Genomic DNA, 16396 nt, shown 5'->3' on the forward strand with positions numbered 1-16396 from the left:
CATCCCGTGACCGAGCTGATTACCGGCGTCGATCTGGTGGAATGGCAGTTGCGGGTGGCGTTCGGCGAAAAACTGCCGCTGGCGCAAAACGAGATCAAGCTGAACGGCCACGCCATCGAGGCGCGGGTCTATGCCGAGAACCCGGCCAAGAACTTCATGCCGTCGGTCGGCAAGATCACCACGTGGCGCACGCCGGCGGAAGTCGATGGCCTCCGCATCGACGCCGGCTATCGCGCAGGCGACAGCGTGTCGCCGTATTACGACGCGATGCTCGCCAAGGTGATCGCCTGGGCGCCGACGCGGGCGGCTGCGATCGACCGGCTCGACCGCGGCCTCAACGAGACCGACGTGCGCGGCGTCGTCACCAACATTCCGTTTCTGTCGGCGCTGGTGACGCATCCCGAGGTCCGTGCCAACGCCATCGACACCGGCTTCATCGAGCGGCATCTGGCGGCGCTGACGGCGACGCCGGATGTACTTAGCGATCTCGAACTCGCCTCTGCGGTCGCGGCGATCCTGCGCAGCGAGCATGAAGCTGCCAAGGCCGACGCGGCGTCGCCGTGGCGCGCGTCGGGCTGGATGCCGGTCGGCCGGCGCAAGCGCAACTTCCTGTTCCGGCGCGGGCAGGGCCATGAGCACACCGACTACACAGTTCAGCTCAGCTATGGCGCTGGCGCGTCGACGCTGACGATCGACGGCCGCGAGATCGTGTTCGCGTGGTCGGCGAATGGCGACGGCATCGATCTGCTGTTGGATGGCGTGCGCTCGCGCATTGCCGCGGTGGTCGAGGGCAACGAGCTTTATGTGCGCACGAAGTGCGGCCGGTTCGAGCTGCACCTCGTCGATCCGTTCGGAGGCGAGAGCGAGGAAGCCGTCGGCGAAGACAAAATCGTCGCACCGCTGCCCGGCACGGTTGTAGCGCTGCTTGCCGAGGAAGGCGCGAAGCTCGAAAAGGGCGCGGCGATCCTGACGCTCGAAGTGATGAAGATGGAGCAGACCCTGCGCGCGCCGTTCGCCGGCACGCTGAAGGCGCTGAAATGCAAGGTCGGCGACATCGTCGCCGAGGGCGCCGAGCTGGCCGAGCTCGAGGCCGACGCCGAGTCGTAATTCTCCGTCATGGCCGGGCTCGTCCCGGCCATCCACGTCATCGGGGCGTCAATTCGCTGTAAGGCGTGGATGCCCGGCACAAGGCCGGGCATGACGATGTACTTGTAGGAGTAGTCATGACCGAGACCATCCGCATCGTCGAAGTCGGCCCGCGCGACGGGCTGCAGAACGAGAGGACGCCGGTCAGCGTGGCGAATCGTGTCGCCTTTGTTGAACGGCTGGTTGCGGCGGGGCTGTCCACTGTCGAGGTCGGCGCCTTCGTGTCGCCGAAGGCCGTGCCGCAGATGCAGGGCTCCGACGAGGTGCTGCGCGCCTCGCTGAAGCTGCCGGGAGAATTCCACGTGCTGGTGCCCAACGAGAAGGGCTACGAGGCCGCGCGTGCCGCCGGCGCGCAGGTGGTTGCAGTGTTCGCCTCGGCCTCCGAAGGTTTCTCCCGCGCCAACATCAATTGCACGGTCGCGGAATCGATCGAGCGCTTCAAGCCGGTGATCGCGCGCGCCAAGGCGGACGGCGTCAAGGTCCGCGGCTACGTATCCTGCGTGCTCGGCTGCCCGTTCGACGGCGAGGTGCCGGTGCAGGCGGTGGTCGACGTCACCACCACGCTACGCGATCTCGGCTGCTATGAAGTCTCGCTCGGTGACACGATCGGCGTCGGTACGCCCAAGAAGGTCCGCGAGCTGCTGCGCGCCTGCGCCGACGCGGTGCCGATGGCGTCGCTGGCGATGCACTTTCACGACACCTACGGTCAGGCGCTCGCCAATCTCTATGCCGGCCTGGAAGAGGGCGCCCGCGTCATCGACAGCGCCGCCGGCGGCCTCGGCGGCTGCCCCTATGCACCCGGCGCGACCGGCAACGTCGCGACCGAGGACGTGGTGTACATGCTCGAAGGCATGGGCGTGCCGACGGGCGTGGACATGGACAAGCTGATTGCTGCGACGAATGGCATTGCGTCACTGCTCGGCCGCCCGCCCGTCAGCCGCGTGGTCAATGCGCTGAACGCGAAGACGAGGCGAACCACAAGCACAGCGTCATCCTGAGGTGCTCGCCGCACAGCGGCGAGCCTCGAAGGATGGGCCGCGTAGTTGCCGTCGCCCTTCGAGGCTCGCTGCGCTCGCACCTCAGGGTGACGGCTACTCAGCGTCGTCGGATGTTTTAGCGCCGTAGGGGCGCAACCCGTTTGTTTTCGTTCCTAACCCACCTTCGAATTACGATGGGCCGTGTCCCGCACGCGGCGCAGCGCGCAGCGCGCTGCGCTGCTCCGCCGAGGCGGGACACCGGTTCGTGACAGCACTGATCAAGAACCCGGGGCCCCGGATATGCTCAGCGGCACTGCGTGCCGCGGCTTGTCCGGGGCACGAGGTTAGCGCACGCTCTCCGGGCCCATCACCAGATCGGGCAGCCAGGTCGAGATGCCGGGGAAGAAGCACAGCAGAAGCACGGCCAGCATCATCAGCAGCACGAACGGCAGCGTGCCCCAGATCACGTCGCTGAGCGGGATGTCGGGGGCGACGTTACGGATGACGAAGATGTTGAGGCCGACCGGCGGGTGGATCAAGCCCATCTCCATCACGATGGTCATCACCACGCCGAACCAGATGATGTCGAATTCGGCGGCGCGCAACGGCGGCAGGATGATCGGCGCGGTCATCAGGATGATCGACACCGGCGGCAGGAAGAAGCCGAGCATCACCACCAGCAGCAGGATCGCGGCGAGCAGCTCCCAGCGCGGCAGGTTCATCGCCACAATCGCTTCGGCGGCGGACTGCGAGATGTGCAGATAGCTCATCACGTAGGAGTACAACAGCGACATGCCGATGATCATCATCAGCATAGTCGACTCGCGGACCGTCGAGGTCATGATCGGGGCTAGGTCGCTCGGCCGCCACACGCCGTAGATCATCGCGATCAGCAGCAGCGCCAGCAGGCCGCCGAGGCCAGCGGTCTCCGACGGCGTGGCGTAGCCGCCATACAGCGCGATCATCACGCCGGTGAGCAGGATGATGAACGGCAGCACCCGCGGCAGCGCGCCGAAGCGCTGCGCCATGGTGAACTTCTCGTCGGTGAGGATCGGCGAATTGGTGCCGTTCTGCTCATAGGCACGCTTGGCCGTGGCGTATTCCTTGCGGAAGCGGATCACCGCATAGATGCCGAAAAGCGTCACCAGCAGCAGGCCGGGGCCGATGCCGGCGAGGAACAGTCGGCCGAGCGATTTCTCGGCGGCGACCGCGAACAGGATCATGGTGATCGACGGCGGCAGCAGAATGCCGAGCGTGCCGCCGGCGGCGATGATGCCGGCGGCGAAGCCGCCGGAGTAACCGCGCTTGCGCATCTCCGGAATGCCGGCCGAACCGATCGCCGAGCAGGTCGCGGGCGAGGAGCCGGCCATCGCGGCGAACAGCGCGCAGGCGAACACGTTGGCGACGCCGAGGCCGCCGGGCACGCGGTGTAGCCAGGCGTGCAAAGCGGAGTACAGATCCTGACCGGCGCGCGACTTGCCGATCGCCGCGCCCTTGAGGATGAACAGCGGGATCGACAGCAGCGTGATCGACGCCATTTCCTCGTAGACGTTCTGCGTCACCGTATCGAGCGACGCCGATGGCATGAAGATCGCCATGAACACCAGCGCGACGGCGCCGAGCGCGAACGCGATCGGCATGCCGGAGAACATCGCCACCAGGGTCGCGATGCCGTAGCTTATCCCGATGCCGAGAACTGTCACGTGCGATTCCAATTCTTGAGCGCTTGGGCGATCTGCAGCGCGATCTGCACGCACAGCAACGTCATGCCGGCGGCCATCAGCGCGTAGGGGATCGCCAGCGGCGGCGACCAGATCGAGTTCGACACCTGGCCGTCGACATAAGCCTCATGCGTCAACGTCCAGGATTTCCACGCGAAGAACGCGCAGAAGGCGAGGCTGGCGAAGTCGACCAGCAGCAGCCGGATGCGATTGACCAGCGGCGGAAGCAGGCCGGTGAACGCCTCGATGCCGATATGGCCGCGCTGGCTCTGCACGAAGGCGGCGGTGAGGAAGGTGGCGCCGACCAGCAGGAACACCGCGGCTTCGTCCTGCCAGTAGGTCGCGCTGTGGACCAGGCTGCGGACCGCGACGCTATAGCTGAGGATGCCGCAGGCGGCGATCAGCGCCAGCGCGGCGGCGAGCAGGATGGCGCGGTTGTCCAGCGCCAGCACGTGGCCGAGCACGCCGCCCGTCTCGCGATGGGCGGCGCTGGTCGTGTCGGCCTGACCCGCGGCAGGACCATGCATCATGCGGCGTCGGTGGCGAGCTTGAGCAGGTTGGCGCAGTTGGCGCTCTTCTTGGCGTAGTCCGGCCATGCGGTGTCGCGGGCGATGGCGCGCCATTTTTCAACAGTGGCGATGTCGAGCTTCTGCACCTTGGCGCCGGCCTTCTCGTAGACCTTGGCGACCTCGATATCGTCGTCCTGCGCGCCCTTGCGGCCGAACGCTTCGAGTTCGGTGCCGACGCTGAGGATGATGTCCTGATGGTTCTTCGGCAGCTTGTCGAAAATCGCCTTCGACATCATCAGCGGTTCGAGCATGAACCAGTACGACGCATCGGCCCCCGAGGTGAGATGCTTTGCGACTTCCTCGAGCCGGAACGAGATCAAGCTGGTGGAGGATGTGATGCCGGCGTCGCAGGCTCCCGTCTGCATTGCGGCGTAGATTTCGTTCGACGGCACCGACAGCACCGCGGCGCCGGCCTGCTGCAGCACCATGTCCATCTCGCGCGAGCCGCCGCGCACCTTCAGGCCCTTGGCGTCTTCTGGCGCCAGCATCGGCTTGTTGCGACTGGCAACGCCGCCGGCCTGCCACACCCAGCTGATCAGCACGATGCCCTTGTCGGCGAGGAAATCGGTCAGCGCCTTGCCGATCGGCTTGGTCTTCCAGGCGAGGCCCTGATCATAGGTTTCGACCAGACCCGGCATCAGGCCGATATTGGTCTCCGGCACTTCGCCGCCCGCATAGGGCATCGGATACAGCGACAGATCGAGCGCGCCTTTGCGCATCGCCGAGAACTGCGCGTTGGTCTTGATCAGCGACGAGCCCGGATAAACTTCGCCGACCAGATCGCCGCCGGAGCGCTTGCTGATTTCGGCCGCGAACATCCGGCACAGCCGGTCGCGGAAGTCGCCTTTGTCGATGGTGCCGCCGGGAAACTGGTGCGAGATCTTCAGCGTCGTGGCCGCGTGTGCCCTGCCGGTGCCGAGCCGCAGGATGGCGGGGGCGGCGAGCGCGGAAGCCAGAACGTGGCGACGTGAGATCATCATTTCTCTCCCGGGAATTTGTTTGTTGGTTGTGATGGCTACCGCTTGCGTCGGCGGGTGGTCAAGCCGGCGTGTGATCGGCAGGCCGATTTGCGGCGACTATTATGCGCCGCAGTGCAACGCAGGTCGGGATGCTGCGCCGCACGCCAGGCGATTAGTTGTGCGCGCCTGTCGTCAAATCGAGGAGAGTATGATCGCCATCGAAGGAACTTCGCGGACGCGGCGGCACTGTCAGCAAGCAGCCTCGGGTTCCCTCTGCGTGCTGGCGTTGGGGCGGTAGTATTTGCGGGACGAATCGTGTTCGTCGTTAGACGGGTGCGGTTTGGGGGACTTGGGAATGATGAGGATTGGAGCCGGGTGGGCGACCGCGTACGCGGCTGTCGGGTTTATCGGCGCAGCCCAGGCGGCGGATGTGCCGCTGGCCCGAGTTCCCTTCGTCAAGGCTTCGGGCGCTGTGGCGGCGGCGGATTGGAGCGGCTTCTATGTCGGCACGCATGTCGGTGCCGCGGCCTCGGACAACGCCTGGACCGGCGCGTCAGGGCCGGTGCTGGCGCTCCCTTCGCAGCCGCTCCCATTCTACGCCCATGGTGTCAGCGGCAACGCAATCTCGGGATTTCAAGCCGGTTATAATCTTCAGGCGGGACGCTTCGTTTATGGCGTGGAAGCCGACGCGAGCTTCGGCAATATCGGCGGCGTGGCCGGCTGCCTCGGCGGAACGTTCGCCTGTACGACCCGGATGGATGATCTATGGACGGTGGCAGCCCGGTTCGGCTTCGCGGCCAGTGATTTCCTGCTTTATGCCAAGGCGGGCGGCGCCTGGGCGGATATCAAACGCCGGATGGCGAGCGGCGCAACCGCCAATGTTCTGGACGGCTCCGAGACCCGCGCCGGATGGCTGGTCGGTCTCGGCGCCGAATATGCCTTCCTGCCGGGCCTGTCCGCCAAGATCGAATACAACTACGCAGATTTCGGTAGCCGCTCGCTGGCGATGACGGACCAGTTCGGCGCCACGTCCGATGTGACGGTCGGCCAGACCGCGCACCTGGTCAAACTCGGCCTGAACTACCGGCTCGGGGCCGCGTCGATCAGCGCGGAGCCGGCTCCCGGCGTGCCGTTGCCGCAATGGAGCTGGACCGGCATCTATGTCGGCGCTCACGCCGGCGGCGGCTTCGGCCGCAATGAATGGGAGTCGGCGAACGGCGCTTTTGCCGCGTTCTCGTCGTCGGGTGGCTTTCCCGGCAGTGGCGACAGTTCCGGACTGTTCGGCGGCGGACAGATCGGCGCCAATCTGCAGGTCGGGAGCTGGGTCGTCGGCGTCGAGACGTCGGCGGCTGCGGCTGATATCGGCGGCTATGCCAAATGTGCGACCAATGTCGCCGTCGGGGTCAACTTGACCTGCCACAATGCCATCACCTCGCTCGGCACTGTCGCCGGCCGCTTCGGGCAGAGCTGGGGCAATCTGCTGATCTACGGCAAGGCCGGCGCCGCCTGGGCCACCGGCAACAGCGAGGCGCAGCAGTCCGGCTTCGCGAGCCGTTCCGTCGAGACCGGAACGCGCTGGGGCTGGATGACCGGCACCGGCCTCGAATATGCGCTGAGCCAGAACCTGTCGGCCTTCGTCGAATACAACCACATCGATTTCGGTACGCGCGACACCCGCTACGCCGATCAGTTCGGCAACGCTTCGGTAGTCGGCTTCAACCAGAAGCTCGATCTGGTGAAGGCCGGCATCAACTATCGGCTCGGCTGGGGCGCGCCGATGCTGGAAGCGGGCGCGGCTACGCCGCTGTTCGTCAAGGCGCCGACGCTGCCGCTCGGCTGGTCGGTCGAAGCCGGCACGCGCTATTGGGGCAGCTCCGGGCGGATGCAGAAGGATCTGAACGACAATATCCAGTCGAGCGGGCTGAATTCGCGGCTGATCTATGGAGATCAGACCGGACATTCGCTCGAAGCCTTCGTGCGTGTCGATCACGCCTCGGGTGTGTTCGCCAAGGCCAATCTCGGCCTCGGCCATCTCGTCGGCGGTCAGCTCGTCGACGAAGACTTCCCGGGCGAAGTGAATTATTCGAACACGGTCTCGGAGATGCGCGACGGCCGTCTGGCCTTCGGTAGCGCCGACATCGGCTACAATTTCATCAACGATGGCGGCCGTCAGCTCGGCGGGTTCGTGGGGTATCGTTCGTTCTACGAGACCGGCAACGGCTTCGGCTGTCGGCAGAGCGCAACCGACATGGACAGCTGTGGCGTCCCGGCTTCTACCAACTTCCTCGTTCTCAGCGAGACCGAATCCTGGCGTGGCGTCGCGCTCGGCCTCAACGTTCGTGCGCCGCTGACCGAGCGGTTGCGGCTGGAGGTGGATGCGGCCTATCTGCCTTACGTCAATCGCGCCGGCTTCGACAATCATTGGTTCCGGGCCGGCATCAATCCGCAGTCGGAAACCGGACATGGTTGGGGCACGCAATTCGAAGCGATCCTGTCCTACGCTGTCACCGATCGGTTCAGCGTCGGCGTCGGCGGCCGCTATTGGTACTTCGCGACCGACAGCGCCAGCACGGTCTTCTCCGGCGCGTCGACCGTCTCGCCGCTGCAGTTCTATTCGGAGCGCTATGGCGGCTTCGTGCAGACCTCGTATAAATTCGGCGATGTCGATAGCGCCGAGGCCGCAGCGCGCGGCATCACCAAGGCTCCGCCGCAGACTGCGCGGGTGAATTGGACCGGCCTTTACGCCGGCGCCAGCGTCGGCTCGGGCTGGGGCCGTACCACCTACGCCGATCCTTTCCCGACGCCTCCGACGGGGGATCGCGTCGATATGGGCGGTGCATTGCTCGGCGGCCAGATCGGCGCCAACTATCAGTTCGGCGATCTGGTCACCGGCGTCGAAGCCTCGGCCAACTGGGCGAACATCCGCGGCACCGATACGTGCTTCGGCGTGTATCCCGATCCAGCGACGGCTGGCTTCAACTGCGGCAGCAGGATCGATGCGATCGGCGCCTTCACGGCTCGCGGCGGCTATGCGTTCGATCGCACGCTGCTCTACGTCAAGGGCGGCGCGGCGTGGGACCGGCAGCAGGATCAGTTCAATGCCATCGGCGTTGGCGGGACGATCCTCACCAACACCAGAACCAACTGGGGCTGGACCATCGGCGGCGGTCTCGAATACGCGCTGGCGCCGTCGTGGTCGATGGCGCTCGAATACAAGTACTTCGATTTCGGTGCGTCGTCGGGGTTCAGCACCTCGGCTCCGCCCGCATTGGCCGGCGTCAATCTGGCGCCGCAAAGCAACCGGCTGCAGACCGTGTCGCTCGGCGTGAATTACAAGCTGGGCGACTGGATGTCCGCGTTGCGGGACTAAGGCCGGGGAGGCGAGGACCTAAGGGCAAACGGCCGCCCGTGCCGTCCGCCGGTTGAGTCGCATCGAGGGCGCGCGGAACGGGCGCGTCCGGTGCGGTTGTGGCAGGGCCGCCGAACCGCTACAACCGGACCTCACCCGCGACGACGTCGATCTTCCCAAAGGACAATCCGATGCGTTTCGCTTTTCCCGCCGGCGCTCCGCTGGCTTTCGCCGTCGTCGCCGCTGTGTCGGTGGCCGCGGCCATTTTGCCGAGTACACCAGCCATGTCGGAACCCGCCAACATCGACACCACGCCGTCGGGCCTCAAGATCGAGGATACCAAGGTCGGCACCGGCGCGTCGCCGACGCGCGGCCAGATCTGCGTGATGCACTACACCGGCTGGCTGTATCAGAACGGCGCCAAGGGCGCGAAATTCGACTCGTCGGTCGATCGCAACGAGCCGTTCGAATTCCCGATCGGCATGGGCCGCGTCATCAAGGGTTGGGACGAGGGTGTTGCCAGCATGAAGGTCGGCGGCAAGCGCACGTTGATCATCCCGCCGGAACTCGGCTATGGCGCGCGCGGCGCCGGCGGCGTGATCCCGCCGAATGCGACGCTGATCTTCGAAGTCGAACTGCTCGGCGTGAAGGGCTGAGCTGTCGGTCGCGACGGCAGCCGCTCGCTGTGGCGGGCGGCTGCGCGCGTTTGATGCCTTAGGGACGGCCGCAATACACCAGGATGCTGCTGGCGGTGGTGCCGCAGGTCGCGGTGAGGGCGCCTTTCTCGACCCGCAGCGTATCGGCGAACCGGCCCTTGGTGCCGCTGACGCAGACCGCCGACAGCAGCGTGTCGCCGGCCTCGCACGACACCGGGCAGCCGTCCGAGGCGCAGCTCGCCGAGGTGAGCGTCTTGACCGGGCTGACGGGCATCTGGGCCACAACGCCGTCGGAAACGTCGCCGGTGACGGCTTCCTCGTGCTTCGAGTTCTTGGCGGCGAAAATGATCACAGCAGCGGCGACAAGCGCCACGCCCAGAGTCGGAATTTTCATGGGCAACCTCATTCTCGAAACGGCGTCACGCCGGGAACCAAATCAGCATAGTCCGGCCCGGAAGAATTGGAAGTGATTGCTATCAAACGCGCAGTATCACAACGACTGAACTACCAAGTGGTACTATCGTCCGAGATGCGCATGGTTGGCGTCTAGACGCGTGAGCGTCGGTCATGGTGTTGCCGGATCGCTTCGTGTTGAATGCCTGCGAGTTCGATGTTTCAAGATGAATAGTCAGCCCGATACCTCTGAACTAACGCCGCCGCATCCCCTGTCGATGGATCGCATCGCGCATGTGACGCTGCGCGTCGGGGCGATCCTGGCGCAGAGCGGGGCGTCTGTGCGCGTCGTGCATGAAGGCGCGCAGATGATCGCGCGCGGCCTCGGCGTCGAGGTGATGGGAATGCGCTCCGGCTACGCGTCGTTCGAGATCACGCTGGAGCGAGGCCGCAGCACCATCACCCGCATGATGCAGATCGGACCGCACGGCGTGAACCACCGGCTCGATTTCGCCGTGCGCGATCTCGTGGTGCGCGCGGCGCGCGGCGGCATGGCGCCGGAGGAGATCGAGAGCGAGCTGGACCGGCTGCTGCGCGAGACGCCGAAGCATCCGTGGTGGCTGGTGGCGGTTGCCACCGGCGCGGCGTGCGCGGCATTCGGCCGGTTGCTCGGCGCCGATTGGCTGTCGTTCGGGCCAATGCTGGCCGCCGCGAGCATCGGGCAGGCGCTACGGCACTGGCTGCTCGGTCGGCGCACCAATGTATTCGTGACCGCGGCGATCATCGGCTGCGTCGCCGCTACGCTCGGCGGCCTCGGCGCGCGCTTCGCCGGCAGCGGCACCGTGCAGCTCGCGATGATGGCTTCGATCCTGCTGCTGGTGCCCGGCGTGCCGTCGACCAACGCGCAGACCGACGTGCTCGACGGCTATCCGACCATGGGCAGCGCGCGGGCGGTATGGGTGATCATGATCATGGTGTTCGCGGTGACCGGCCTGTGGCTCGCCGAATTCGTGCTGAGGATTCCGACGTGACCCAGGATCTTGCCGCGATGCTTCCCTATCTGGCACATCAGGCCGCGTTCGGCGCGGTTGCCGCCGCCGGCTTCGGTGTGCTCTTCAACTTCGGCGGCAGGCCGTTGATCTGGTGCGCGGTGGCCGGCGCGCTGGCGCTGGCCATCCGCACCGTCGCCCAGAAGTCCGGCGTCAGCCTCGAGGCGGCGACGTTCGTGGCTGCTGCCGGCACCTCCTGCGTGGCGATCCTGCTGCGGCGCTGGCTCGGCCCCGCCTGCAACGCGATCGCGCTGGCGGGATGCATCCCGATGGTGCCTGGCGCGTTCTTTGGACAAGCCATGCTCGGCTACATGTCGGTCGCGGCCGACACCTCGGGCCATTCGATGGGACAGCTCGTCGCTTCGGCGCAGGCGTTCATCCGCGTCGTGTCGATCGTCGGCGCGATCGGCGCGGGGCTGGCGATCCCGGCCTATTTGTTGCGGAGCCGGCAGTTCTGAGCGAGGGTGCGCCCCTACCGCAGAGCCGGTTCCGAGAGTGAATTCATGAAGATCGCCTTCGCCATCGTCACCCTGTTCTCGGCCGGCGGTCTGCAGCGCGACTGCATGGCGCTGGCCGCGCGTCTGGCCGCACGCGGCCATGAGGTGACGATCTTCGCCGAGCGGCAGAAGGGCGAGATCCCGGCCGGGTTGAAGGTCGAGCTGTTGCCCAACCGCGCGCTCAGCAACCACAGCCGCGATCTGAAATTCGCCCGGGCCGTCGCGAAACGCTGTGCCGGGCAGTTCGACCGATTGGTCGGCTTCGGCAAGCTGCTCGACCTCGATGTGATCTATTGCGCCGATCCATGCCTCGCGGTGCGCCGCGTCGGCTGGCTGGCGAGCTGGAGTTCGCGGCGGCGGACGCAGTTGCGGCTCGAGGAGTCGAGCTTCAGGCAGGGACAGAAGACGGCCTGCCTGCTGCTGAGCGCCAACCAGGCGCGCGACTTCCGCGCCGCGTGGTCCACGGAGCCGAAGCGGATCGAGGTGCTGCCGCCGACCATAGATCGCGCGCGGCGGCAACCGGAGTTGCGCGGCGACGGCACCCGCGAGCGACTGCGCGAAAGCCTCGGCATCGGTGAGCAGACGCTGCTGTGGCTGGCGATCGCCAATCAGCCGAGCGTCAAGGGGCTCGACCGCACGCTGGTGGCGATGAAAGGCATTCCGCAGGCGCGCCTTGCCATCGCCGGCATTCAGCCGAACAGCAAGCAGGCCGGGCAGGTGCGCGGCTGGGCGCGCGGCGTCGGCGTCGCCGATTGCGTGGATATGCTCGGCTTCCGCTCCGACATTCCCGAGCTGATGGCCGCGGCCGATCTGCTGGTGCATCCAGCGCGCTACGACACCACCGGCACGGTGATCATCGAGAGCCTGATCAACGGACTGCCGGTCATTACCACCGCCGAATGCGGCTACGCGCCTCACGTACGGAAGGCCGATGCGGGACTCGTGATCCCGAGCCCGTTCGCTCAGGAGGCGCTGAACGACGCGCTCGCCACCGCGGCGGCTGCGGGCAAGCGCAACCGCTGGAGCCGCAACGGCATCGCCTATGGGGCGACCGAGCAGCTCTATGACGGCCTCGACCGCGCCGCCGATCTGATCGAGAACCCGCGTCTGCTCAAGGGAGTCTAAGCCCGCGAGTTTCGGGCGCATGCGCGCTGGCCGGGCGAGAGCGAACAGCGCCAGCCCGCGCATCACCCGGCGGCCGCGTGTGGACAAGGCAAATACCTTTGATCCTGCGTCTCAGTTTCGCTCCGCGCTGCTGCCGGACGCTTGAACTTCCCTGCGAACGTTGCGCTTTGGCGCAACGGAACTGGGGAGACTGCGAATGCGTCCAATCGGAGGTGCGGTGCTAGCCGCGTTGCTGCTGTCGGGATGCGCGTCGGTGACGCGCGGCACCACGGAAAACATCTCGATCGCCACCACGCCATCCGGCGCGATCGCCAACGTCACCGGCACCGAAGCGCCGTTCAGCTGCGTCACGCCCTGCGCCGTCGAGGTGAATCGCAACGCCGACATCACCGTCAGCCTCAGCAAGGCCGGCTACGAGCCGCAGATCATCCCGCTGACCCGCGAAGTCACCGGTGGCGGCGGCGCAGGCTTTGCCGGCAACATCCTGCTCGGCGGCGTCGTCGGCATGGGCGTCGACGCCGCGACGGGCGCCGCGATGGATCACAAGCCGAACCCGGTGGTGGTGACGCTGCAGCCGGTCGCGCCGCCGCCAGTGGCCGCGCCGGCGGTCAGGCATCATCGCAAGCCGAAGGTGCCGGTGAGCTGAAGCCGCGCGGGTTCTATCTCCAGACTGTCGAGTCGCGATTGCCACCAACAGCTTTGATCGGACGATGATACGACGATCGAAGCTGTCGGCGCCAAGCTCGTTTACTCGTGCCGGTCGATCGCCGAGCGATGCTTGGTGTCGCGCATCGTGGTGTACACCAGCAGCGAGATGAAGATCATGCCCGCGAGATAGTAGTAGAACCACTGCTCGTGGCCCTGCTGCTTGAAATACAGCGCGATCGCCGGCGCGGTGCCGCCGAAGATCGACACTGTCAGCGCGTAGGGCACGGCAACGCCGGTGGCGCGGATCGCGGTCGGGAACAGCTCGGCCTTCACCACCGCGTTGATTGAGGTGTAGCCGGCGGTGAACAGCCAAGCCCCGCAGATCAGCAGGAAAGCGATCCAGGGCGATTTGGTGCCGGCCAGCAGCGTCAGGATCGGCACCGTCAGCAACGCGCCGGCGATGCCGAAGAACATCAGCACCGGCTTGCGGCCGATCTTGTCCGAGATCAGCCCGTAGATCGGCTGCAGGATCGAGGCGAAGATCAGCGAGCCGGCGATCACATAGGTTGTGGTGATGTCGGACAGGCCGACGGTCTGCCGGACGAAGGTCTGCATGTAGGTGGTGAAGGTGTAGAACGCCGCGGTGCCGCCGGCCGTCAGACCCACGACGATCGCGACCTCACGCGGATAGCGCACCAGCCCGCGCAGCGAGCTTTCACGTTTGATCTTGCCGGCGCCCTTCGCCTGCTGGAACGACTCCGTCTCCTCCATGTGCCGGCGCATGAACAGCGCGATCACCGCCAGCAGCGCGCCGATCACGAACGGAATGCGCCAGCCCCAGTCGAGCAGCTGCTCGTGCGTCAGGAAGACGTTCTGCAACAGCAGCAGCACCAGGATGGCGGTGAGCTGCCCGCCGATCAGCGTCACGTATTGGAAGCTCGAATAGAAGCCGCGATGCTCCGGATCGGCGATCTCGGTGAGATAGGTCGCGCTGGCGCCGTACTCGCCGCCGAGGCTGAGGCCCTCGATGATCCGCGCCAGCGCCAGCAGGGCAGGGGCGGCGAAACCGATCGAGGCATAAGTCGGCGTGAAGGCGATGATCAGCGAGCCGAAGCACATCATCAGCACCGACAGCGTCAGCGACAACCGCCGACCGTAGCGATCGGCAAGATGCCCGAACAGCCAGCCGCCGATCGGCCGCACGATAAAGCCGGCGGCAAAAAGCGTTGCGGCATTGAGCTGCTGCACCACCGGATCGGCCGAGGGAAAGAACTGCGGCGCGAAGTAAAGCGCGAAAGCCGTATAGGCGTAGAAATCGTACCACTCGACCAGATTGCCGATCGACCCGATAAAGATCGCCTTGATCCGCCGCTCAGCGTCCGCGAGTTTGATCGGGTGCGGGTGAGCGGGCGTCTGGCTTTCGCTTTGCGACATAGGGGGCCTGGAGTTTTGGGGCGGCAACAGAGCGTCTCGCGCTGGTGAGGCGATGAGCCTGTTGGCGGCCTCCTGAACGGGGAGGTAATCTAATGCGACCTGCCGGAGCATGCGTCCAGCGCCAGTTGCGGTAGCGGAGCAGACCAGCGAAGCGGCACGGCCGATCGCAGCAAAACCGAATGATCCGGCCAAGAACCTTGAAAGCCGGCATTGGTTCCAAGATCCGATCTTGGACCGCATCGGAGAAGGGGCAGGTTGAGCAATCAAGCTCACTGCAATCGATCTCGGATGCAGTGACACTGACGCAAGCGGCTAGTGGAATTCGCGCCACGATCGCAGCGCGCTCCCTCTCCCGCCTGCGGGAGAGGGCTGGGGTGAGGGCGCTCCAGGTAGTGAGTCAGCGACTTGCGGAGAAGTGATTCAGCGGCTCGTGGAAAGGTGTGCCCTCACCCGGATCGCTCCGCGATCCGACCTCTCCCGCAACCGGGAGAGGTTACGCCGCCTCTGGCGTAGCGCTGCACATACCGCCATTCTGATCGGCGGACGTCGTCCTCAGAGCCAGTGGAAGCCTTTGACCATTAGCCCGGCGAAGCCAGGTGCGACGGCAATGATGGCCGTAAAGGTGATGCGGAAAGCCGCAGACGCCCATGCATGATAGGTAAGAGAAGCCAAGGCCAGCGAGATGACGAGAGGTCTCAGATTAGCTTAACGCGTTCGGCGTCGGTTGAAGATAGCTGTCCTTAGCTAATCATAGCCAGAAAATCAGACTCTTTGACAATCTTGATGGGATAGCCCTTTGAGATGAGATCTTCAGCTTTCCGGTGCTTCGAGCTTTTTTCCTGTCCTCGCGTCAGACGAAGGTCCTGATCACCGACAACAAGAATTGTAGTCTTCTTCGAAACGCTATCGAATAAATCGCACCCTACAGATGCGGCTCGGGCGGCTGCTTCAGCTCTTGCAAGCTGCAACGATCCTGTGAAGACGATTGCTTCTCCGAAGAGTGGCCCCCCGGGAGAGCCGCATTGGGAGTATTTGCCTGGGTACTGCCGTTTCGTCGCGCGTGGGGGCGTTGCGACCGTGGATTCGTACCCGATCTCGTCCGCCCACTGTTGAAGGGACAAGCCACTGTCCGCAATCGCCTTCAGGAAGATTAGTCCTGCTGCCCGAGCATCTTCAGCTGCATCATGATGCTGGAACTTGATGTCGAATGCGCGCGCGAGATTTGCCAAGCCATATCGACCATTGGCTTGGAAGCCGCCCCATGTCCTTCGCGCAGCCTGTAGACTGTCGAGCCAAATACAGGGAAGACCGCCAGTGCCGTATTTGCCAGCTGCGCGCGCCAAGGCAGTTCGATCGAACGGGCTGTGGTGCACGATGGCGGAGTCCTGAAGAGCTGCTCCAATCACAGGAAACACCCGAGCCATCGTGGGCTTCCCGGCCACATCCTCCGGACGAATCCCGTGGATGCCGATGTTGATCGGGTCAAATTCCTCTTCAGGATCTACCAGGATGGTGAGCGACTTGAAGACCTCTCCTGCTCGAAAATGAACGAGCCCAATCGAACAGATGCTTGCGAAGTCGGCGTTAGCCGTTTCTACATCCAACGCTATAAAATCGGTAACATTCGACATGCGGGCCCCCAGCCGAGGACGATGATTCCGCAGCGATGGTGAGGGGGCAAGGATGCGTTGCTATCTACCTTCGGCGTATTGCGGAAAGACAGGACGCGACGTGAAAGCCGAATAGCGGGCTGTTGGCGAACGCTGCTATTGGCGATCCCAGCAGGATTCGAACCTGCAACCCGCGGAGTAGAAATCCGCTACTCTATCCAGTTGAGCTATGGGACCGTTGGGGATGCTTCTAGCATCGCGGA

General features: G+C 65.2%; 14 protein-coding genes and 1 tRNA gene. 8 read left to right on the forward strand and 7 right to left on the reverse strand.

Annotated elements, in window-relative coordinates; all coding sequences use genetic code 11:
* Together ACOJTD_RS01340 and ACOJTD_RS01345 are read left to right on the forward strand one after the other, a co-directional pair.
* On the forward strand, window positions 1-1107 hold a 1107-nt coding region (locus ACOJTD_RS01340; protein WP_420131146.1), incomplete at its 5' end, for a biotin/lipoyl-containing protein.
* A 116-nt stretch (window positions 1108-1223) separates the two neighbouring features.
* Window positions 1224-2144 (forward strand): hydroxymethylglutaryl-CoA lyase, encoded by a 921-nt coding sequence (locus ACOJTD_RS01345; protein ID WP_420131147.1) that lies wholly within the window; start codon window positions 1224-1226, stop codon window positions 2142-2144.
* 323 nt (window positions 2145-2467) lie between these two features.
* On the opposite strand, the gene ACOJTD_RS01350 is transcribed toward ACOJTD_RS01345, so the two are convergent.
* Genes ACOJTD_RS01350 through dctP form a run of 3 tightly spaced genes read right to left on the reverse strand, consistent with a single transcriptional unit; the run spans window position 2468 to window position 5390 of the window.
* Window positions 2468-3826 (reverse strand): TRAP transporter large permease, encoded by a 1359-nt coding sequence (locus ACOJTD_RS01350; RefSeq protein WP_420131148.1) that lies wholly within the window; start codon window positions 3824-3826, stop codon window positions 2468-2470.
* Window positions 3823-4374, reverse strand: a complete 552-nt coding sequence (locus ACOJTD_RS01355) for a TRAP transporter small permease (RefSeq protein WP_420131149.1) — start codon at window positions 4372-4374, stop codon at window positions 3823-3825. Before ACOJTD_RS01355 ends, ACOJTD_RS01350 begins: the two co-directional genes overlap by 4 nt.
* A complete protein-coding gene (gene dctP / locus ACOJTD_RS01360) occupies window positions 4371-5390 on the reverse strand; it encodes a TRAP transporter substrate-binding protein DctP (RefSeq protein ID WP_420131150.1) in 1020 nt (339 codons plus the stop codon). Before dctP ends, ACOJTD_RS01355 begins: the two co-directional genes overlap by 4 nt.
* 337 nt (window positions 5391-5727) lie before the next feature.
* Here dctP and ACOJTD_RS01365 point away from each other — a divergent pair, with 337 nt between their 5' ends.
* Together ACOJTD_RS01365 and ACOJTD_RS01370 are read left to right on the forward strand one after the other, a co-directional pair.
* Window positions 5728-8742, forward strand: coding sequence for an outer membrane protein (locus tag ACOJTD_RS01365; protein WP_420131151.1), 3015 nt, complete (start codon window positions 5728-5730; stop codon window positions 8740-8742).
* A 170-nt stretch (window positions 8743-8912) separates the two neighbouring features.
* A complete protein-coding gene (locus ACOJTD_RS01370) occupies window positions 8913-9377 on the forward strand; it encodes an FKBP-type peptidyl-prolyl cis-trans isomerase (RefSeq protein WP_420131152.1) in 465 nt (154 codons plus the stop codon).
* A 58-nt stretch (window positions 9378-9435) separates the two neighbouring features.
* Here the strand turns inward: ACOJTD_RS01370 and ACOJTD_RS01375 are convergent, their stop codons facing one another.
* Window positions 9436-9771, reverse strand: a complete 336-nt coding sequence (locus ACOJTD_RS01375; protein WP_420131153.1) for a hypothetical protein — start codon at window positions 9769-9771, stop codon at window positions 9436-9438.
* A gap of 226 nt (window positions 9772-9997) precedes the next feature.
* Here ACOJTD_RS01375 and ACOJTD_RS01380 point away from each other — a divergent pair, with 226 nt between their 5' ends.
* From ACOJTD_RS01380 to ACOJTD_RS01395, 4 genes are all read left to right on the forward strand, one after another.
* Window positions 9998-10801 (forward strand): threonine/serine exporter family protein, encoded by an 804-nt coding sequence (locus ACOJTD_RS01380; RefSeq protein ID WP_420131154.1) that lies wholly within the window; start codon window positions 9998-10000, stop codon window positions 10799-10801.
* 17 nt (window positions 10802-10818) lie between these two features.
* The gene (locus ACOJTD_RS01385) at window positions 10819-11277 is read left to right on the forward strand and encodes a threonine/serine exporter family protein (protein WP_420131164.1); all 459 of its coding nucleotides are present in this window, start codon (window positions 10819-10821) and stop codon (window positions 11275-11277) included.
* A gap of 45 nt (window positions 11278-11322) precedes the next feature.
* Complete coding sequence (locus ACOJTD_RS01390) at window positions 11323-12441, forward strand: glycosyltransferase family 4 protein (RefSeq protein WP_420131155.1); 1119 nt, start codon at window positions 11323-11325, stop codon at window positions 12439-12441.
* 196 nt (window positions 12442-12637) lie between these two features.
* The gene (locus ACOJTD_RS01395; RefSeq protein WP_054161601.1) at window positions 12638-13087 is read left to right on the forward strand and encodes a translation initiation factor 2; all 450 of its coding nucleotides are present in this window, start codon (window positions 12638-12640) and stop codon (window positions 13085-13087) included.
* Window positions 13088-13188: 101 nt separating this feature from the next.
* Here ACOJTD_RS01395 and ACOJTD_RS01400 read toward each other — a convergent pair whose 3' ends face one another.
* The 3 genes from ACOJTD_RS01400 to ACOJTD_RS01410 all read right to left on the reverse strand — a co-directional run bounded on the left by ACOJTD_RS01400 (window position 13189) and on the right by ACOJTD_RS01410 (window position 16370).
* Window positions 13189-14523 (reverse strand): MFS transporter, encoded by a 1335-nt coding sequence (locus ACOJTD_RS01400; protein WP_420131156.1) that lies wholly within the window; start codon window positions 14521-14523, stop codon window positions 13189-13191.
* A 740-nt stretch (window positions 14524-15263) separates the two neighbouring features.
* Entirely contained in the window at window positions 15264-16154 is an 891-nt protein-coding gene (locus ACOJTD_RS01405) for an exonuclease domain-containing protein (RefSeq protein WP_420131157.1), read from the reverse strand.
* A gap of 139 nt (window positions 16155-16293) precedes the next feature.
* A tRNA-Arg gene (locus tag ACOJTD_RS01410) sits at window positions 16294-16370 on the reverse strand.
* Window positions 16371-16396 lie beyond the last annotated feature (26 nt).

The sequence above is a fragment of the Rhodopseudomonas sp. genome, from assembly GCF_048594845.1.
Classification (GTDB): domain Bacteria; phylum Pseudomonadota; class Alphaproteobacteria; order Rhizobiales; family Xanthobacteraceae; genus Rhodopseudomonas.

What these genes read in the sequence shown, in the direction of transcription:
- ACOJTD_RS01345 (WP_420131147.1), top strand. Translation starts at nt 1,224, where the DNA reads ATGACCGAGACCATCCGCATCGTCGAAGTCGGCCCGCGCGACGGGCTG.
- ACOJTD_RS01355 (WP_420131149.1), bottom strand. Translation starts at nt 4,374, where the DNA reads ATGATGCATGGTCCTGCCGCGGGTCAGGCCGACACGACCAGCGCCGCC.
- dctP (WP_420131150.1), bottom strand. Translation starts at nt 5,390, where the DNA reads ATGATCTCACGTCGCCACGTTCTGGCTTCCGCGCTCGCCGCCCCCGCC.
- ACOJTD_RS01365 (WP_420131151.1), top strand. Translation starts at nt 5,728, where the DNA reads ATGATGAGGATTGGAGCCGGGTGGGCGACCGCGTACGCGGCTGTCGGG.
- ACOJTD_RS01370 (WP_420131152.1), top strand. Translation starts at nt 8,913, where the DNA reads ATGCGTTTCGCTTTTCCCGCCGGCGCTCCGCTGGCTTTCGCCGTCGTC.
- ACOJTD_RS01375 (WP_420131153.1), bottom strand. Translation starts at nt 9,771, where the DNA reads ATGAAAATTCCGACTCTGGGCGTGGCGCTTGTCGCCGCTGCTGTGATC.
- ACOJTD_RS01380 (WP_420131154.1), top strand. Translation starts at nt 9,998, where the DNA reads ATGAATAGTCAGCCCGATACCTCTGAACTAACGCCGCCGCATCCCCTG.
- ACOJTD_RS01385 (WP_420131164.1), top strand. Translation starts at nt 10,819, where the DNA reads ATGCTTCCCTATCTGGCACATCAGGCCGCGTTCGGCGCGGTTGCCGCC.
- ACOJTD_RS01390 (WP_420131155.1), top strand. Translation starts at nt 11,323, where the DNA reads ATGAAGATCGCCTTCGCCATCGTCACCCTGTTCTCGGCCGGCGGTCTG.
- ACOJTD_RS01395 (WP_054161601.1), top strand. Translation starts at nt 12,638, where the DNA reads ATGCGTCCAATCGGAGGTGCGGTGCTAGCCGCGTTGCTGCTGTCGGGA.
- ACOJTD_RS01400 (WP_420131156.1), bottom strand. Translation starts at nt 14,523, where the DNA reads ATGTCGCAAAGCGAAAGCCAGACGCCCGCTCACCCGCACCCGATCAAA.
- ACOJTD_RS01405 (WP_420131157.1), bottom strand. Translation starts at nt 16,154, where the DNA reads ATGTCGAATGTTACCGATTTTATAGCGTTGGATGTAGAAACGGCTAAC.